Source organism: Caldanaerobius fijiensis DSM 17918 (genome assembly GCF_900129075.1).
GTDB lineage: Bacteria > Bacillota > Thermoanaerobacteria > Thermoanaerobacterales > Caldanaerobiaceae > Caldanaerobius > Caldanaerobius fijiensis.
The window spans coordinates 1-15844 of the sequence record NZ_FQVH01000028.1 but is presented as its reverse complement, the minus strand read 5'-3'; the positions used below and the strand labels follow the sequence as shown (position 1 = coordinate 15844).

Sequence of the window (15844 nt, the reverse complement as noted above, 5' to 3'; positions counted from 1 at the left end):
GATATGGGAAAGACATTGCTTGAAGTAAAAGATCTAGAGGTATCTTTTTTCACATACGCAGGTGAGGTAAAAGCGGTCAGGGGAGTGAGCTTTTCGCTGGATCAAGGAGAGGCGATTTCTATCGTCGGTGAATCTGGCTGTGGCAAGAGCGTGACCGTTCACTCTATTATGAAACTCATTCCATCCCCACCAGGCAAGATAAAAAAAGGTGCGATTATTTTCAATGGCGAGGATCTGGTGAAAAAGTCAGAGAAGCAGATGCAGGCTATAAGGGGTTCTGAGATAGGGATGATCTTTCAGGATCCCATGACATCTCTAAATCCTACCATGACCATAGGTCAGCAGATCGCTGAGACGCTCATAAAACACCACAACATGAGCCGAAGCCAGGCTATGGAACAGGCTATAAGAATGTTAGAATTGGTTCAGATCCCCAATCCTGGCAAGCGCGTCAGGCAGTACCCTCATGAATTTAGCGGTGGCATGAGGCAGAGGGTCATGATAGCTATAGCGCTGGCCTGTAATCCCAAGCTTCTAATAGCCGATGAGCCTACCACAGCTTTAGACGTCACCATACAGGCTCAGATCATCGATTTGATGAGAGAACTTCAGCATAAAATGGGGACGTCTATAATACTCATAACCCACGACCTGGGTATAGTGGCAGATTTGGCTCAAAGGGTAATTGTAATGTATGCAGGCCAGGTTATCGAATACGGCACGGTTGATGATATATTCTATAATGCAAGACATCCATACACGTGGGGTCTTTTGCAGTCCGTGCCGAGGCTTGATAAGAGAGGTAATAACAGGCTGGTGCCAATAGATGGTACGCCGCCGGATTTGCTGGCGCCGCCTAAGGGCTGCGCTTTTGCTGACAGATGTAAGTATGCCATGAGGATATGCAAAGAGGAACAGCCGCCGGTATACGATTTAGGCAATGGCCATGGATGTTCATGTCATCTCTTGCATCCGCAGGCTCCAAAGGTTCAGGTACCCCAGTTGTATGGAGGTAGGATATCATGAGTGAAGAAAAGATTCTAGAAGTAAAAAATTTAAAAAAGTATTTTAATCTCGGGAAAAATACGATATTAAAAGCAGTAGATAATGTGACATTTGATATAAACAAAGGAGAGACCTTTGGGCTGGTGGGTGAGAGCGGCTGTGGCAAATCCACAACAGGTAGGACCATTATAAAGCTGTATGATATAACTGATGGGAAGGTATTCTTCAGGGGCAAGGATATAAGCACGTTTAATAAGGCTGAAAACAAAGAATATACTAAGAAGGTGCAGATGATATTTCAAGATCCTTATGCATCGCTAAATCCAAGGATGACCGTAGGGGATATAATCGGAGAAGGTATTGACATCCACCATCTTTATAAAGGGAAAGAGCGCATGGAAAGGATATACCACCTGTTAGAGCTTGTAGGCTTGAATAGAGAACATGCCAATAGATTTCCCCACGAATTCAGCGGAGGTCAGAGGCAAAGGGTAGGAATAGCCCGAGCTCTGGCTATTGAACCTGAGTTTATAATCTGCGATGAGCCTATATCGGCGCTGGACGTGTCCATACAGGCTCAGGTGGTTAACCTTCTGGAAGACCTGCAGGATAAGATGGGCCTTACGTACCTGTTTATAGCTCATGACTTGAGTATGGTAAGGCATATAAGCGATAGAGTAGGCGTTATGTACCTGGGAAGCCTTGTTGAAACGGCAGAAAGCGATGAACTATACGATCATCCACTACACCCTTATACCCGGGCTCTGCTTTCAGCTATACCCATACCCGATCCGGAGATTGAGCGAAAGCGGGAAAGGATCATACTTCAGGGGGATGTGCCAAGTCCCATAAACACGCCGCCTGGTTGCAAGTTTCAGAATCGATGCAGTCAATGTATGAAGATATGCAGGGAAGCAGAACCCCAGCTAAAAGAAGCTGCGCCAGGCCACTATGTGGCGTGCCATTTGTATAATAAATAAAAAAAGCGCCTATCCACATTTAGGATAGGTGCTTTTTTTACACTTTTTCGGGGAAAAAGAAATATAATGTATTGTAAATTTTAATGAGGAGTGTGTGCGTTTATGGACAGACAAGAATTGGGTTCGAGGTTGCTCATGGAGGGGATGACAGGTCACGACGTGATGCAGCTTCAATTAATACTGCAGAGCTTGGGCTATGATCCCGGCCCTATTGACGGTATTTTCGGTCCCAGGACTAAAGATGCTGTAATGCGGCTGCAACGAGACTATGGCATAAGGGTTGATGGGATAGTGGGACCTGAAACGCTGAATGTGATATATAAATTGTACCCATAAAAAATGTTTATGCTATATATCAAAATATATTATTTTACAAATAGTGTACGGAGGTTTTAAAATGGAATACAGAAGAGGTGAGTAAAATGTTGTTCCAAAAAGGTACTATGGATGGCTTGTAAATCAGTTTTTATCACCAGATGTAAATAAAAGAGTTGATGAATACGGTGGCGACTTTGAAGGCAGGTCTAGGTTTGCGCTGGAGATACTGCGCAAGGTTAAAGAGCATGTTCCAGAGATGACGGTTATATGCAGGATCAATGCCAGTGATTTTACAGATGGTGGTTTTGACATCGAAGAGAGCATAAAGTTTGCCAGGTTGCTTGAAGCAAACGGTGCTGATGGTCTTGATGTGTCGGCAGGCGTTGGTTCCACATCTGAATATCATATTTCGCCGATGAGTATTGACGATAGGCCTATATTGAGCCTTGTTAAAAGAATAAAAGAAAATGTAAGTATACCTATAATAGCTGCGAATAAACTGGGGTTTGCTAAAGATTGGGAAGAGATAATAAATAATAATATAGCTGACTTTATAGGTATTGCCAGAGGACTGATTGGTGATCCTGAGTGCGTCGCAAAGCTGAAAAACGGCAACATTGAAGACATAAGATACTGTATTCACTGCAATCAGGCATGTATTGGGTATATTTTAAATGGGTTACCAGTTTCTTGTATGATCAATCCTGAGGTTGGCCGTGAAAAGGAATTTGAAGTAAAAACCGATAGGGTGCTGAATATAGCGGTGATCGGTGGTGGGCCTGCAGGTATGTCATCCGCAATATATATATTTGTCAAAAAAAGGCCATAAAGTTGATTTGTTTGAAAAAAGTGATAGTTTGGGTGGGCAATTAAAGGTAGCCAAAGTGCCGCCTCATAAGTCCGAGATTGGCCGTGTAATAGAATATCTGAAAAATGATTTAAGAAAATACCATGTAAATGTCCATTTAAATCGAAATATCTCAGTGCAAGATCTTAAAAATATGCCATATGACAAAATTGTAATAGCGACAGGCTCAGTTCCAGCTGATTTGGCTATTAAATCAGATATTAAACCTTATCAGGCTATTGAAATTTTGACAGGGAAGATACCGGCTGGTAAAAAAATAGCGATAATTGGAGGTGGCTTGACAGGCCTTGAGACAGCTGCATACCTTGCTATGCAAGGCAAAGATGTGACTGTATTTGAAGTCAAAGATGAAGTAGGTGAGGGTATTTTTTCGATGGTGAGAAAACTCTTGCTAAAAAATCTGAATAAACTGAATGTGAATATAGTGACAAAAGCTATAATAAAAGAAATATCAAATGGAAAATTAATTTGCAGTATAAAGGATGGTGCTAATAAGGTATTTAACGTTGATGATGTTGTCTTGGCAACAGGTGTTGTACCTGATAAGACGTTCACAGAACTCCAAGGTGATGATAGGTATTGTTTTGTCGGCGATTGCAAGGAAATAGCTACAGCTGTAGAAGCAATAAGAGATGGTGCAGAGATCTCTTTGAAAATATAAAAGTTAAAAGATTCAATAAAGGGTTTAGCCTAATCGTAAGGTTAAACCCTTTATTTTGTTATATTCACTTCATTCCAAACATCTCTTCTTTTAAATCCAGGTAATATAGATAATCATCTGGGTTGACGTTAGGAGGACAGCGATGGTCACAGAATGGTATATATCCGCCCCTTTCCACCAGCGGTACTAGTGTTTCAAGATAGGCCTTTATGGCTTCTCTTCCCCTTGCCAGCACCATTTTGTCTACGCCACCCATTATCCTGAGGTCCTTGCCGTATTCGTTTAAGAGCTCCGCAGGATGGGCACAGGAATTTACTTCAAAGGGGAACAGGCAGTTTATACCGCTTTCCAGGAAATAGGGTAGAAGAGGTCTTACGTCTCCGTCACAGTCTGTATACCATATATCGATGCCGTACTGGTGAAGTTTCTTACTTATGCGCTTGTAACGAGGGACGACCACGTTTTTAAAAAAGTCTATAGGGACGATAGGACCGTTTTTAAAGCATATATCCTCCCAACCGGAAGCGAAATCAAAATCTATATGTGGCAATACCTGGTCAAGAAAGTCTTCTACCAGCACACATGCGGTTTCAACCATATCCTCTACCATATCAGGATAATCGTAACAGGCGTAGATGAGCCCCTCGAAAGTCAGCATATCCCTTATCTTTCCTATCATAGAGCCACAGTAGACGCCAAGGGGATAATCTCTGTCAGGGGGATGAGCCTTCTTTAGTGCTTCTACATCTACTTTTCGGGATGGATCATCTCTGCGAAACCGCTCTTCCTTGCATTTTTTCCAATCGTCAGGAGTGACAATAGTGGGCTTTATAAAGTGGGGAATAGTATCATGCCCGTCTTTTGGAACTTCCGCCAGCAATCCATCGCTGTTCATGATAATTTTAGTGGTGTCAGTTTCGCTTACTACCTTGTACTCAAAAGGAGGCGACATCCATACATTTCCACCTATAGTGACGATTTTATCGAAACTAAAAAAGATATCGGCTTCTTCGTTGTTTTTTATCCCGTTTTCGTAGAATAACGGCCATTCTTTGAAGTTTTCATCCCAATAGCCAAATTCCATATTAAAACAGCGATCAACAGGTTTGTAATGCATTTGATTGTTAAACCTCTCGCGGTCGGTCATAGTGCCCTTCCATTTCTTTCTTATAGGTTTTATTTCCACACTATATCTCCCCCTCAACTTTATTTGAAAAAATTTCATTTTAATGATATTATTATAACACAGAAAAAAATACAAATCATTACATATCGTTGCTGAAAAATATAATTATATTGTTTGGAGGTCTAATCTCATGAAAACCTTTTTAAACAGTATGAATCAGTGACACCGATAAAATTCAGAAAGTATTGGAGGTAAATTTTGCATGTAGATAATGTTGATTGATATCTATATTTTCATATGTTACAATTGATTTTGGGATGTTTATATAGAGGGGGATATACGTGGATAATAACGAATTATTGCAAAGACTGGGCGAAATCATCAGGACAGAAGTTAAGGCATCAGTAAAAGAGGAGTTTAAAAGTTTTGAGAGTCGTTTTGATGAAAAACTCACATCACTGGAAAATCGCTTTGACGAGAAACTTGCATCATTGGAAAATAGCTTTGACGAGAAGTTAGGATCATTGGAAAGTCGCTTTGATGAGAAGCTCGCATCACTGGAAAATCGCTTTGACGAGAAGTTAGGATCATTGGAAAGCCGCTTTGATGAGAAGCTCAAAGATCAAAGAAATGAATTGGGAACGCTGATAGAGGAAGTCAACAGAAAAATAAGTATTGTTGCAGAAGGATATGAAATGTTAAATGAGAAAATTGATGGGATTAAAGAGGATATAAGGAAATTATATGAAAATCAAGAGTCCCTAATCCTTCATATCAAGGCGCTATATAGTAGGTCGGAAAAAAATGAGCATGAAATTGACGACTTAAAAAGTAAATATGTTGATATTCAGTCAAAAATGAAAGATATGGAAGACATCGAAGGTGAAATGGCGAGAGAATATTTTTTGCTTCGCAAGAAAATAGGGTGATGTAAAAAAGAAGGAGTGAAAAATATTTTGTGTATTTAGATTAATTTTATGCTCTTTCTTGATAAGAATCAATTAACATTTTATTTAACCCATTTCTTAGTATAACCTTTTTTCTACATTTTATGCATTAAAATGAATTAAATTGGTCAATTCTTACCAAGAAAGAGGTTTTTAATCAGTTTACAGAAAATTTTTTACAGTCTCTTCGCCTGCATGAATTTAAAGAAATTAGCAATATGGCTATGGAAAATAGGTGAGAATCCCTCGCCTTGCGCGGTTTTTATCTAATATTCGCTAGGTTATACACAATTATATCCAAGCATAAAGCAAACCCTACTTTTACGTGCATAAAAAGTGGGGTTTGTCGTCAATCTGATACAGATATATAATCTACCTGTATATGCTAAACGGATTTATAACTTTTACCTTACCAAAACATTGTTCTGAATTCAAGTCTTCGCTCCATATTATATCACAATTAAGATTTATTGCGCTACAAATTATAAGAGAATCCCAAAATGAGATTATATAACGCTGAGATATTTTAATTGCCTCAAGTATATCTCCAACATCGGGTATATCCAATTTCCAGACTCCAAGACTCGAAATAATTTGTGACGCCTGTGAAGGAGATAATGGCTTTTTTACTTTTTTTGTAATAGTTACGTAGAATTCTTGGAGAACCTGAGTACTCAGACACCCCTTTCTTGTATCCCACAGCTCTTTTAATAATTTTTTCGAAATTTCATGTTTTCTGCCCGCAGATACATCGTGAGCATAAACCAAAACATTTGTATCAACAAACTGCAAACCCGTATTATCTTCCATGTAAATCATCTCTGTTCCAACCGATTTTACCTTCTGTGCCTAAATCAAAACCGCGTTCTAATATATTAATATGATGTAATCTTGCTTTCTCGTACAAATCTTCCTTTTTTACTATCTCTTCCAATACTTGCGTTAGAAGACCAGACACAGAAGTTTGCTTATCTATAGCTATATGCTTTATTTTTTGCAATAAATCTTTAGACAGTGATAACGTAATATTCTGCGTCTTATTCATACTAACACCTCCACGTATTTTAGTATATCACGTTTTTACGTGTATATCAACAAGAGAAAGGTATTTGCTCAAATCCAAAAAGCTTGAAAAAACTGGAGGCAGATATTTCATACCACTTACCCATCGTTTGTAGATCATAGATGCCCCGTTCAACCATACGGGCCAAATCTTCAAGAGAGAGAACTATTTGTGCAAATGCATCTAAGCCATATACAAGCTTTATTCCTCTTGATTTCACCTTCCACGCCATGACATGATCAAACCTGTACAAAGTGCCTTTATACCTAAATTCAACTCAAGCCTCCATATCTGTGGCACAATAGCATATTCGCTTGCACATTTTCATGTTTTTATATAATACTCTTGATATTATCAGCTGGATGTAATATAGTCGAAGTCAAAATTCCTGCAATTAAAACATACATCCGTATTTATGTTATACGAAACAACTTCAAGCCCAGTGCCAACATACCGGCAGTAATCAAAGGTCCTACAGGAACACCACCCAAGAAAGCAGCAGCAACCACCGCACCTAAAATCATAGCAGGCATTACTTCACTATGGCCTTGAACTGTGAGGTATTTCAAACCAAGACCGCTTAAATAAGTGGTAAAAAGTGAGAGAAGTAAAGCAATTACGCCAATCCAAGAAGTAAAAACATTCCTGATATTTGCAAGAGTAATACTTCCATTGGCAATCGGAATTAAGATAGCAGCGATAAGCAAAACTAATCCCCAAAATACCCCGTTTTTCTCAATAACCGGAAAAATATATTGGTCAATTTGTAATAGCTTAACAATCAAAAGTGTACATGCAGCGATTGCTACAGAATTAGCTTTACCCAATACTGCGACGATTAATATCGCCAGAATTACGATCGTCGACTCCACTTCAATCATCTCCTAATGAGGATTATATTATATGTAAAATATATTTATGTTTCTTCACTTTATATTTAAAAGATTAAATTCGAATTCAATTTCATGCTTTAAAGGTATGTCAAAATAACCTAGTATCGGAATAGATGGCTTTAATTTTCTTGAAATATCCAAAGCGTTATGATATATGCGTACCATAAACTGAAATAGGATACACATTTCGAGAATTCCTTTTTTCATCTGCGTATCCATAATTGGTTACCTCTTTCCTGGACATTCTACAACACAAGTATGTGCAATTGTATCATGTATAGCATAGTGTTTTTTTGATACTGATGCCCATATTAATGAAATGATAGAAGGTAGCATTTCCAATACAGAGGGTAATATAGAGCCTAGCATAGAACCTAACATATTTATTAAATATTTACCAATCCATTCACGTACAATTAGTTGAACAAAATTTGCATTCTCCAGATAAACATACATAATGGATTAATCAGAAAAAACCAGAAAACTGACGCAATTATTGCAATGTTCCACAAAGGTTGTAGCCGTGAAATCCATTGATGGCTTGAAGTATTTACGGTAGATAAAAAAGTTACTTATTTCATCTTCAGTTTTTCCCTCTTCTATTCCAGTTAAAAAAATCCCTCATAATCAGAAAGAATATCATTCAATTCATCATCCTTTACTTTGCCTGATAAATATTTCTTTTGAAATTTTTTAATTGTTCCTTTGTCAAGATTGACATTTTTAAAAACCTCCTTCTCGGTTTGTTTTATTTTTGAATTCTTACCAAGAAAGAGGTTTTTAATCATTTTACACAAAATTTTTTACAGTCTCTTTATTTTTTTATTTTATACCTTAAGTGTAAAGCAGCAGTATCCTATTTCATCGCACTTTTCCTTCATGTTTTTCCAGAGCTCATCGTCAGTTAAAGCTTGAAAAGCCGTCGGATATAGGATATAATTTTCTTTAAAAATATGGTCCCGCATGTTAAACACAATATAATTGGATAATTCTTGCAGCTGTTTTTTAAAATCATCGAAGTTCGTGGTCATTACGTTGCTTGCAAGTTCAAATAGTATCCTTTTTCTTCTTCTGAGTTCATCGTGTTCCATTCTCATGATCCTAGGAGGCCCTGTAATTCCCAATTTCTCAAGCTCGGGGAATAACACATCTTCTTCTCTCTTGTGGTGTTTTTCAGCTTCCAGGATGTGTTCTGCTATATGCTTGAGGTCATTGAATATCGCTGCGTTTTCTTCATATGAGGTCATTTTCTGTATTTTGGCATTTAAACTCTCCAGGGCATCCAGGAATTTAAGTATCTCATTATGCTCTTCTATAAGTGTATGAAGCACGTGATTTGGTTTTAAGGCGGCTTTTAAATCGCTTAAATGGTCTTTCAGCATATCTATATGAACAGAGCAAAGACCCCTCAACTCTTCAGGATTCACACCTTCTTCTATTAATTTTTGTTCAGCCAATGACAACTCTTCAGCGTCAAAATTTTTTATTAACTCTTTAGCTTCTTTCTTTACTGTTTCAGGATCTTCACCGCGATTTAATCTTTTTAACACGTCTGCTAATCTATCAATTTTATTGTTCATAATAAATTCCTCCTTCTTTATTGATTTTTCACTATGAGTATAACAAAAAATAGTTAAAATGTGTGTGATATAAATCACAGTAAAACGATAGGAATTCATCAATACTTGAATAAGAAATCGCCCATTTTTTTCTAAAATATTAAATATAAAAAAAGGCGAGTACAATTTGTACCCGCATGAAACAAAATAGAATTAAATGTTATTGCGAATAGACAACCCCTTATTTATAGCATCCTGTATTATTTTATGGCAGCATTTTCCAAGAGGATTATTCTTTTGACATTGAGGATTACTCATTGCCCCGGTAAGTTTTAAAACTTCATCCAAATCATTGGCGCCATTTTTAACTACAGCATTTATAACCTGTTCTTCTGTTACTTTGCTACAATAACATGCGTATTTAGGATCAGCACCTTTTTTAAACCATATAGGAACTTTTATTTGATTTTTGCTGAATACTACATTTGTTTGGTTATTATAATAAACAACATCACATTCTCCATTCGTGCATATGTAATAATCTGTATCTCCCACCTGTTCTTCAAAGGTATTTATAACTAAATGTTTAACAGTTATGTTTTTAACTTTGATACCCGATGTTTTGCATATGGGACATAAAGTATTCCCTGTTTTTAGGAATGATTCTATATTGCCTTCACAACAGGATTTATTTGTTTTTTCGTTTAACATCTTACTTACCTCCGAATAAAGTTTTATAAACCACTTAAATTATATCATTAATAAAGCGTGAATTATTGTAGCAGGTTTAAAAGTTCTGGAATGGTTACAAACGAAAAGCCTTCTCTGCGGTAATATTCAATTATTCGCGGTAATGCTTTGACAGTGCCGCTTAAATCCTCATTTTTGCCACCGGCACAATGCTGTAATATTATTGAACCATTTTCGGCATGGCTGAATACTATTGTTTCAATCTGACCTGATTTAAGGCCTTTCCAGTCCACTGTATCTACGGACCACGCAATTATCTTATAACCCATACCATCTATTTGCTTTATAATATCTTTATTTAATTCACCATAAGGTGCCCTGAACAACCACGTTTTATAATGCGTAATTTGGAATATTTCGTTTTCAGTATCTTTTATTTCGCTATACCTTTTGGCAGCGGAGAGTTTGGTCAAAAAAGGATGGTCCCATGTGTGGTTACCGATAATGTGACCTTCTCTGTACATCCTTTTTACTATTTGAGGGTTGGCTTCAGCCCTTTTGCCGACTACAAAAAAGGTAGCGTGGACTTTTTCACGCTTTAGGATGTCCAGGATTTGTGGGGTGAAATAATTATCTGGCCCATCATCAAAGGTCAGTGCCATTTGTTTTTTCTGATTGCTTCCTTTGTAATAAATAATGTAAGGATATTGATGGTTCATCATTATTATCTTTGTACGAGTTGTGTATCTGTGCTTTTTCTCTGGACCGCCTGCTAAAGTTGGGGTATTTGTATTTTTTGTATGATCCCACAGAGTTAGCTTTTTTGCTGCGTATTTCATAGGTGATTTATAACCTGATAAACTTATAGCAGCTAAAATGATTATCACGATTAAAATCAAAGCCATCTTTCTTTTCATCATTATGACCTCCATGATATTTATTACACGAAGTATTTTACGACCTATAAATTTTATACCCATTTTGGGTGATTTTAAGTAGGAACAGACGAAGCGACAGAAAAGTTAATACAAGCAGAATTTGTCCTTTTGTGCAGGTAAATTATGTTATAATATTGTTTGTGTATAAAAATTTTCGAGGGGGAGAGAAGTCATGCCACAGGCGGTTTGGAAGGAGTCATGGAAGCAGAAAGCAAAGAAATTGAAATCAGAGGTCGTGGCACTGTATTTTGCCTGGAAAGACCCGCGAATGCCATGGTATGCGAAGCTATTTTCATTGATTATAGTAGGGTATGCCTTAAGCCCTATTGATTTGATCCCAGATTTTATACCTGTACTTGGTTATATAGATGATCTTATATTAATACCATTGGGGGTAGCGCTGGCAATAAAAATTATTCCTCCTGTGGTGATGGCTGATGCAAGAAAAAAAGCCAGTGAAGTTCAAACAAAACCGAAGGTATGGATAGGTGCAGTGATAATCATAGGTGTGTGGATTTTGATTGTGACAGCAGTGGTGCTTTTTATATTTAAAAAGCTGTAAGTAAATTTTTAAAACAATCAGGGCAAATATATTAAACTAAATGGGGGTACCGCAATGAAATATATAGGGGATTATGATGTGATAGTAGCAGGGGGTGGAACAGCGGGCAGCGTGGCAGCCATATCGGCGGCCAGGATGGGTATGAAAGTGCTCATTGTTGAACAGATGGGCTTTTTGGGGGGTACTGCCACTGCTTCACTGGTAACACCTCTTATGAGCAACGGCATCAAAGGCAATCCTGATAATTCGTCTATTGGCAGAGAGATCAATGAGCGCCTGGTGGCAACGGGAGACGCGTATCCAGATAATCCCTCGTGGTTTAACCCCGAGGCGTTAAAATATGTCCTCGAAGATATGTGTATGGCAGCGGGTGTAAGGCTTTTGTATTACAGCACTGTAACTGATGTGATCATGGAAGGGAACAGTATAAAAGGGGTTGTTATACACAATAAAGACGGATTTAGCGCTGTACACGGCAGAGTGGTGATTGATTGCACAGGGGATGGCGATGTGGCCGCGTTGGCAGGAGTGCCTTATGAAAGCGGAAGGGTATCTGACGGGAAAAATCAACCTGTATCAGTCAGGTTCGAGGTTGGCAATATACAGCTTGATGTGTTTGCTGACTTTTTAAATGAGATTGGCTATAATGGTATGAAAGGAGACAGGGTGGAAATTGCGTCAGTATGGGGAAGAAATTGGCCGCTAGAAAAGATATTCAGGGAAGCTGTAAAATCAGGTTATATCCTTGAGCAGGATGGAGCATATTTTCAAGCCTTTACTATACCGGGCAAACCTGGCTGCATGTCATTTAACTGTCCGGAAATTTCGAATATAACCAGAGCTTTGGACCCTTATAACCTTACATACGCTCAGGTGGAAGGCAAAAAAGCTATTATGAGGCTTCACAAATTTATGAAAAAATATTTTGCTGGCTTTCAGAATTCTTACATATGTAATACGGCTGTCAACGTAGGCATTCGAGAGTCCAGGCGCATAAAAGGCAAATACTATCTTAAGGTAGATGATTATATCAATTGCACGAAATTTGACGATGCTGTGGCCAGGACGGCATATCCCATCGATATTCATGCCGTGGACAGCGAGGGATTGCAATTGAAGTATTTACCCGAAGGGGAATACATGGAGATACCTTATAGGTGCATGGTGCCCTGCAATGTGGAAAATCTATTGGTGGCAGGCCGATGTATCTCTGCATCGTTTGAGGTCCAAGCTTCAATAAGAATACAGGTGACATGCAGGGCTCTGGGAGAAGCCGCTGGAATTGCTGCAGCTTTGAGCATAGAGGAAGAAATTACGACGGGGGATTTAAATGGTGTCAAGGTGAGAAAGATCATGAGAGACAGAGGAATTTTTATATAGGATATGTGTAAATTTATCTTCCTCCTGCGACTTATTTAGTGAAAGGATAAAGCACTAAATAAACGGGGAGGAGATTTTTATGTTCCACGGAATACAGGTACAAGAAGGCAGGTATTTTAATATACCTCTGGAGTTGTTTGAGGGATACTTTGCACAGCTGAGCGGCGCGGAGCTTAAAGTTTTGCTGTATATAATAAGGCATACATGGGGTTTTCAAAATTACGATACGTCGGTTCATCTCACAGTAGACGAAATAAGGAATGGGAGATATCAGAGAGGCCGTGTGCGTATGGACAAAGGTACGGGCCTCTCCGGCGGGGCTGTAAGCGAGGCCTTAAAATCACTGATCGAAAGGGGCTTCATTGTTTGCTACACTGATAATACCGACAGAGGAAGAGTAAAAAGGTATTTTATGATAAGGCAAAGCGATAAAGCTCCAAAAGAAACGATGGCGGTAGATAAAGACGGTAAGGTAACATCATACCATGAATGGCTGGAAATAGTGGTCCCACAAAAAAATGAAGACAGCCAGAACAAAAATCAATCTCGTACTCAATATAAAAATAAGATGGATATGATAGATAAAATATCCATCCATCAATCAATCCATCATGATACAGAAAAGGAAAAAGAAAATGAAAGCATCGATGCAATAAAAGAAAGGCTAAAAACAAAATACGGATTAAACGACCAGGATATGGCAATATGCCTGGCTAGGATGAAAAATAAAGACATAAAAAATCCTATAAAATTCCTGGAAAAGGTAGCAGAAAATTACGCCAAAAAAGAGAAAGTGTTAAACGAAGCCGTATCAAAAGCCGTCGTAAATAATGACTACAACGCAAGGCCCTATAGTGCCGATTATATAGTGCCAAGGAATTATTTTAACTCATATAAAGACCAGAGAAAATACGATGTGGCGGAACTGGAAAAAAAGTTATTGGCGCGATCTCGCGAAGAAGAACCTTGAAAAATCAACCCCATTTAGCTCCCCAGAGTTTCATCTCCACTATTATGTGTTTTAAACTTTTACCTTTTTCGGTAAGAGAATACTCTACGGTAGGAGGAATTGTTGGATATGCTGTGCGATTTATAATACCTTTTTGCTCCAGCTCTTTTAGCCTCTGTGAAAGGGTTTTTGGACTTATACCATCTAAAGATTTCCTTAACTCACCGAAGCGCTTTTTTCCATCAAATAAATTTTTTATTATCAAAAAAGTCCATTTGCCCTCCAGTATACTGAGGGCTTTTTCTATAGAGCATTCTATGCCCTGACAATCAATTTCTTCATGGGAATTCACTTTATCCGCTCTCCTTTCTTTATAAAAATAAACAACTTTATTTTTATTACGGTTGATAATTTTTACTTATGCTATAGTAACCTTTTTGTAACTATGTGACGTAGATGTAACTACTTTTCATAATAAAGCAACGATGGTATACTGTCAATTAGAACGTTGTAGAAAAAGGGGCGAGAGCTGATGGAAAAAAGAAAATTTGGGAAAACAGGCCTGGAGACATCTATTCTTGGTTTTGGAGGTTTTCATCTTCTGGAGATACCCGCCAGCGAAGCAGAATATCTGTTAAACCGTTATCTTGATGAAGGAGGCAATTACATAGAGACCGCTGCTAGTTATGGAGATGGCGAGTCAGAGCGGAAGATAGGACGAGTTATAGCAAAAAGGCGCAGAGAGTGCATTCTTGCTACAAAAACAGGCGAAAGGACTAAAAAGGGCTGCCTTGATAGTTTAAATAGGAGCCTAAAGAATCTGCAAACAGATTATATCGATCTTTTGATAATGCATGGCGTTGGCACCATGGATGAGCTGGATACCATATTGGGGCCTGATGGAGCTATAGAAGGTGCGTTACAGGCTCAAAGAGAAGGTAAAATAGGCTTTATAGGAATATCGATGCATGGGCAACCGGATGTTTTAATAGAGGCGCTGAAGCGCTATCCTTTTGATGCTGTGATGACCACTATAAACTATTACGATAGGTTTAATTTTCCTGAAATTGAAGATGTTTTAGTTCCTTTAGCGCTGGAAAAAGAAGTGGCCATAATATTGATGAAGCCTATTGCAGATGGTTTCCTATGGAGATCAGCGCCAATAGCTTTCAGGTATGCTATGAGTCAACCAGTTTCTGTAGTAGTCGCAGGTATAAATACTCGAGAGATGCTGGAGGAAGATCTGCGCTATGCCAACGAGTTTGTTCCACTTACGCCAGAAGAAAAAGAGGAACTGTTCAAAAATGCTATTGAGTTAGGAAATTATGTCTGCAGGCAATGCGGCAAGTGTTTACCGTGCCCTGAAGGCATCAATATCCCTGAGATATTTAAGCTGGAAGGGTATTATGATAGGCAGATGAGAGATGGAATAGTCAGAGATCCAGCGGAATTTGCATTAAGAGATAGGTTACGCTTCTGGTTTGGGAACGATAAGATGGCCAGAGCAAAATATGCTCAACTGGATGTGAAGGCAGATAAGTGTACAGGGTGCGGTGAGTGTATACCCAGATGTCCTTATAATATCGATATTATAAGAAAGTTACACATAGCAGATTATAAACTGGGGAACAAAGAAATTTTTTAGAAAAAAGAAGTATGTGAAAAGACTGTGAAAAAATCAAATCGCAGATATAGATGATTATATATTGCAGAAAACAAAAATCCCTCTTGACATACCCCTTGAAGCTGTGGTATATTAATAAAGCCATCGCGAGAGGGGCAAGGAGGCCAAAAAGTCGAGAGATACCCCTTGACAAAGAGACGAAACGATGGTAAAGTATAAGAGCTGTCGGGAGGGAGCAAAAAAGCCCTTGACAGACAGCCAGGTAAGTAGTAAAATAAGAA

The 15844-nt window shown here is 38.4% G+C and carries 17 protein-coding genes and 1 pseudogene; 9 read left to right on the top strand and 9 right to left on the bottom strand.

Going from position 1 to position 15844, the window contains the following annotated elements; genetic code table 11:
- The first annotated feature begins 3 nt into the window (after positions 1 to 3).
- The 4 genes and pseudogenes from BUB87_RS10465 to BUB87_RS14030 form a co-directional block, all read left to right on the top strand.
- Positions 4 to 1026, top strand: a complete 1023-nt coding sequence (locus tag BUB87_RS10465; protein ID WP_073345079.1) for an ABC transporter ATP-binding protein — start codon at positions 4 to 6, stop codon at positions 1024 to 1026.
- Positions 1023 to 1985 (top strand): ABC transporter ATP-binding protein, encoded by a 963-nt coding sequence (locus BUB87_RS10460; protein WP_073345076.1) that lies wholly within the window; start codon positions 1023 to 1025, stop codon positions 1983 to 1985. Before BUB87_RS10465 ends, BUB87_RS10460 begins: the two co-directional genes overlap by 4 nt.
- Before the next feature lie 102 nt (positions 1986 to 2087).
- Positions 2088 to 2321 (top strand): peptidoglycan-binding domain-containing protein, encoded by a 234-nt coding sequence (locus tag BUB87_RS10455; protein WP_073345074.1) that lies wholly within the window; start codon positions 2088 to 2090, stop codon positions 2319 to 2321.
- Between the two features lie 106 nt (positions 2322 to 2427).
- Positions 2428 to 3832, top strand: a pseudogene (locus BUB87_RS14030) (FAD-dependent oxidoreductase); the annotation flags it as partial.
- Positions 3833 to 3896: 64 nt separating this feature from the next.
- On the opposite strand, the gene BUB87_RS10440 reads toward BUB87_RS14030, so the two are convergent.
- On the bottom strand, positions 3897 to 5018 hold the full coding sequence (locus BUB87_RS10440) for a uroporphyrinogen decarboxylase family protein (RefSeq protein WP_159432402.1): 1122 nt from the start codon (positions 5016 to 5018) through the stop codon (positions 3897 to 3899).
- 281 nt (positions 5019 to 5299) lie between these two features.
- On the opposite strand from BUB87_RS10440, the gene BUB87_RS10435 reads away from it, so the two are divergent.
- Positions 5300 to 5887 carry a coiled-coil domain-containing protein gene (locus tag BUB87_RS10435; protein WP_073345066.1) on the top strand — a complete coding sequence of 196 codons (588 nt, stop codon included), beginning with the start codon at positions 5300 to 5302 and terminating at the stop codon, positions 5885 to 5887.
- 390 nt (positions 5888 to 6277) lie between these two features.
- Here the strand turns inward: BUB87_RS10435 and BUB87_RS10430 are convergent, their stop codons facing one another.
- From BUB87_RS10430 to BUB87_RS10390, 7 genes are all read right to left on the bottom strand, one after another.
- Complete coding sequence (locus BUB87_RS10430) at positions 6278 to 6715, bottom strand: PIN domain-containing protein (RefSeq protein ID WP_073345064.1); 438 nt, start codon at positions 6713 to 6715, stop codon at positions 6278 to 6280.
- Positions 6705 to 6950 carry a CopG family transcriptional regulator gene (locus BUB87_RS10425; RefSeq protein ID WP_073345061.1) on the bottom strand — a complete coding sequence of 82 codons (246 nt, stop codon included), beginning with the start codon at positions 6948 to 6950 and terminating at the stop codon, positions 6705 to 6707. The genes BUB87_RS10430 and BUB87_RS10425 overlap by 11 nt, the downstream gene beginning before the upstream one ends.
- 431 nt (positions 6951 to 7381) lie before the next feature.
- Positions 7382 to 7849 carry a DUF441 domain-containing protein gene (locus tag BUB87_RS10415; protein WP_234946022.1) on the bottom strand — a complete coding sequence of 156 codons (468 nt, stop codon included), beginning with the start codon at positions 7847 to 7849 and terminating at the stop codon, positions 7382 to 7384.
- A 45-nt stretch (positions 7850 to 7894) separates the two neighbouring features.
- Complete coding sequence (locus BUB87_RS10410) at positions 7895 to 8080, bottom strand: hypothetical protein (RefSeq protein ID WP_234946021.1); 186 nt, start codon at positions 8078 to 8080, stop codon at positions 7895 to 7897.
- Positions 8081 to 8688: 608 nt separating this feature from the next.
- Positions 8689 to 9441 carry a DUF438 domain-containing protein gene (locus tag BUB87_RS10400; RefSeq protein ID WP_143156677.1) on the bottom strand — a complete coding sequence of 251 codons (753 nt, stop codon included), beginning with the start codon at positions 9439 to 9441 and terminating at the stop codon, positions 8689 to 8691.
- Between the two features lie 192 nt (positions 9442 to 9633).
- Complete coding sequence (locus BUB87_RS10395; protein ID WP_073345054.1) at positions 9634 to 10131, bottom strand: Csac_0668 family 2Fe-2S cluster-binding (seleno)protein; 498 nt, start codon at positions 10129 to 10131, stop codon at positions 9634 to 9636.
- 62 nt (positions 10132 to 10193) lie between these two features.
- Positions 10194 to 11027, bottom strand: a complete 834-nt coding sequence (locus BUB87_RS10390) for a polysaccharide deacetylase family protein (RefSeq protein WP_200792812.1) — start codon at positions 11025 to 11027, stop codon at positions 10194 to 10196.
- A 193-nt stretch (positions 11028 to 11220) separates the two neighbouring features.
- On the opposite strand from BUB87_RS10390, the gene BUB87_RS10385 reads away from it, so the two are divergent.
- The 3 genes from BUB87_RS10385 (at position 11221) to BUB87_RS10375 (ending at position 13960) form a co-directional block, all read left to right on the top strand.
- Complete coding sequence (locus BUB87_RS10385; protein ID WP_073345048.1) at positions 11221 to 11610, top strand: YkvA family protein; 390 nt, start codon at positions 11221 to 11223, stop codon at positions 11608 to 11610.
- Between the two features lie 54 nt (positions 11611 to 11664).
- Positions 11665 to 12990, top strand: a complete 1326-nt coding sequence (locus tag BUB87_RS10380; RefSeq protein WP_073345046.1) for an FAD-dependent oxidoreductase — start codon at positions 11665 to 11667, stop codon at positions 12988 to 12990.
- A gap of 79 nt (positions 12991 to 13069) precedes the next feature.
- Positions 13070 to 13960, top strand: a complete 891-nt coding sequence (locus tag BUB87_RS10375) for a hypothetical protein (protein ID WP_073345043.1) — start codon at positions 13070 to 13072, stop codon at positions 13958 to 13960.
- 4 nt (positions 13961 to 13964) lie between these two features.
- Here BUB87_RS10375 and BUB87_RS10370 read toward each other — a convergent pair whose 3' ends face one another.
- Positions 13965 to 14291: a winged helix-turn-helix transcriptional regulator gene (locus BUB87_RS10370; protein ID WP_073345041.1), complete on the bottom strand. Its 327-nt coding sequence runs from the start codon at positions 14289 to 14291 to the stop codon at positions 13965 to 13967.
- A gap of 180 nt (positions 14292 to 14471) precedes the next feature.
- On the opposite strand from BUB87_RS10370, the gene BUB87_RS10365 reads away from it, so the two are divergent.
- Positions 14472 to 15584: an aldo/keto reductase gene (locus tag BUB87_RS10365; RefSeq protein ID WP_073345038.1), complete on the top strand. Its 1113-nt coding sequence runs from the start codon at positions 14472 to 14474 to the stop codon at positions 15582 to 15584.
- Positions 15585 to 15844 lie beyond the last annotated feature (260 nt).

Excerpts from the sequence above, each read along its gene's own strand:
- BUB87_RS10400 (WP_143156677.1), bottom strand. The coding sequence starts at position 9,441 with ATGAACAATAAAATTGATAGATTAGCAGACGTGTTAAAAAGATTAAAT.
- BUB87_RS10385 (WP_073345048.1), top strand. The coding sequence starts at position 11,221 with ATGCCACAGGCGGTTTGGAAGGAGTCATGGAAGCAGAAAGCAAAGAAA.
- BUB87_RS10455 (WP_073345074.1), top strand. The coding sequence starts at position 2,088 with ATGGACAGACAAGAATTGGGTTCGAGGTTGCTCATGGAGGGGATGACA.
- BUB87_RS10465 (WP_073345079.1), top strand. The coding sequence starts at position 4 with ATGGGAAAGACATTGCTTGAAGTAAAAGATCTAGAGGTATCTTTTTTC.
- BUB87_RS10395 (WP_073345054.1), bottom strand. The coding sequence starts at position 10,131 with ATGTTAAACGAAAAAACAAATAAATCCTGTTGTGAAGGCAATATAGAA.
- BUB87_RS10460 (WP_073345076.1), top strand. The coding sequence starts at position 1,023 with ATGAGTGAAGAAAAGATTCTAGAAGTAAAAAATTTAAAAAAGTATTTT.
- BUB87_RS10430 (WP_073345064.1), bottom strand. The coding sequence starts at position 6,715 with ATGGAAGATAATACGGGTTTGCAGTTTGTTGATACAAATGTTTTGGTT.
- BUB87_RS10375 (WP_073345043.1), top strand. The coding sequence starts at position 13,070 with ATGTTCCACGGAATACAGGTACAAGAAGGCAGGTATTTTAATATACCT.
- BUB87_RS10410 (WP_234946021.1), bottom strand. The coding sequence starts at position 8,080 with ATGGATACGCAGATGAAAAAAGGAATTCTCGAAATGTGTATCCTATTT.
- BUB87_RS10415 (WP_234946022.1), bottom strand. The coding sequence starts at position 7,849 with ATGATTGAAGTGGAGTCGACGATCGTAATTCTGGCGATATTAATCGTC.
- BUB87_RS10365 (WP_073345038.1), top strand. The coding sequence starts at position 14,472 with ATGGAAAAAAGAAAATTTGGGAAAACAGGCCTGGAGACATCTATTCTT.
- BUB87_RS10425 (WP_073345061.1), bottom strand. The coding sequence starts at position 6,950 with ATGAATAAGACGCAGAATATTACGTTATCACTGTCTAAAGATTTATTG.
- BUB87_RS10390 (WP_200792812.1), bottom strand. The coding sequence starts at position 11,027 with ATGAAAAGAAAGATGGCTTTGATTTTAATCGTGATAATCATTTTAGCT.
- BUB87_RS10380 (WP_073345046.1), top strand. The coding sequence starts at position 11,665 with ATGAAATATATAGGGGATTATGATGTGATAGTAGCAGGGGGTGGAACA.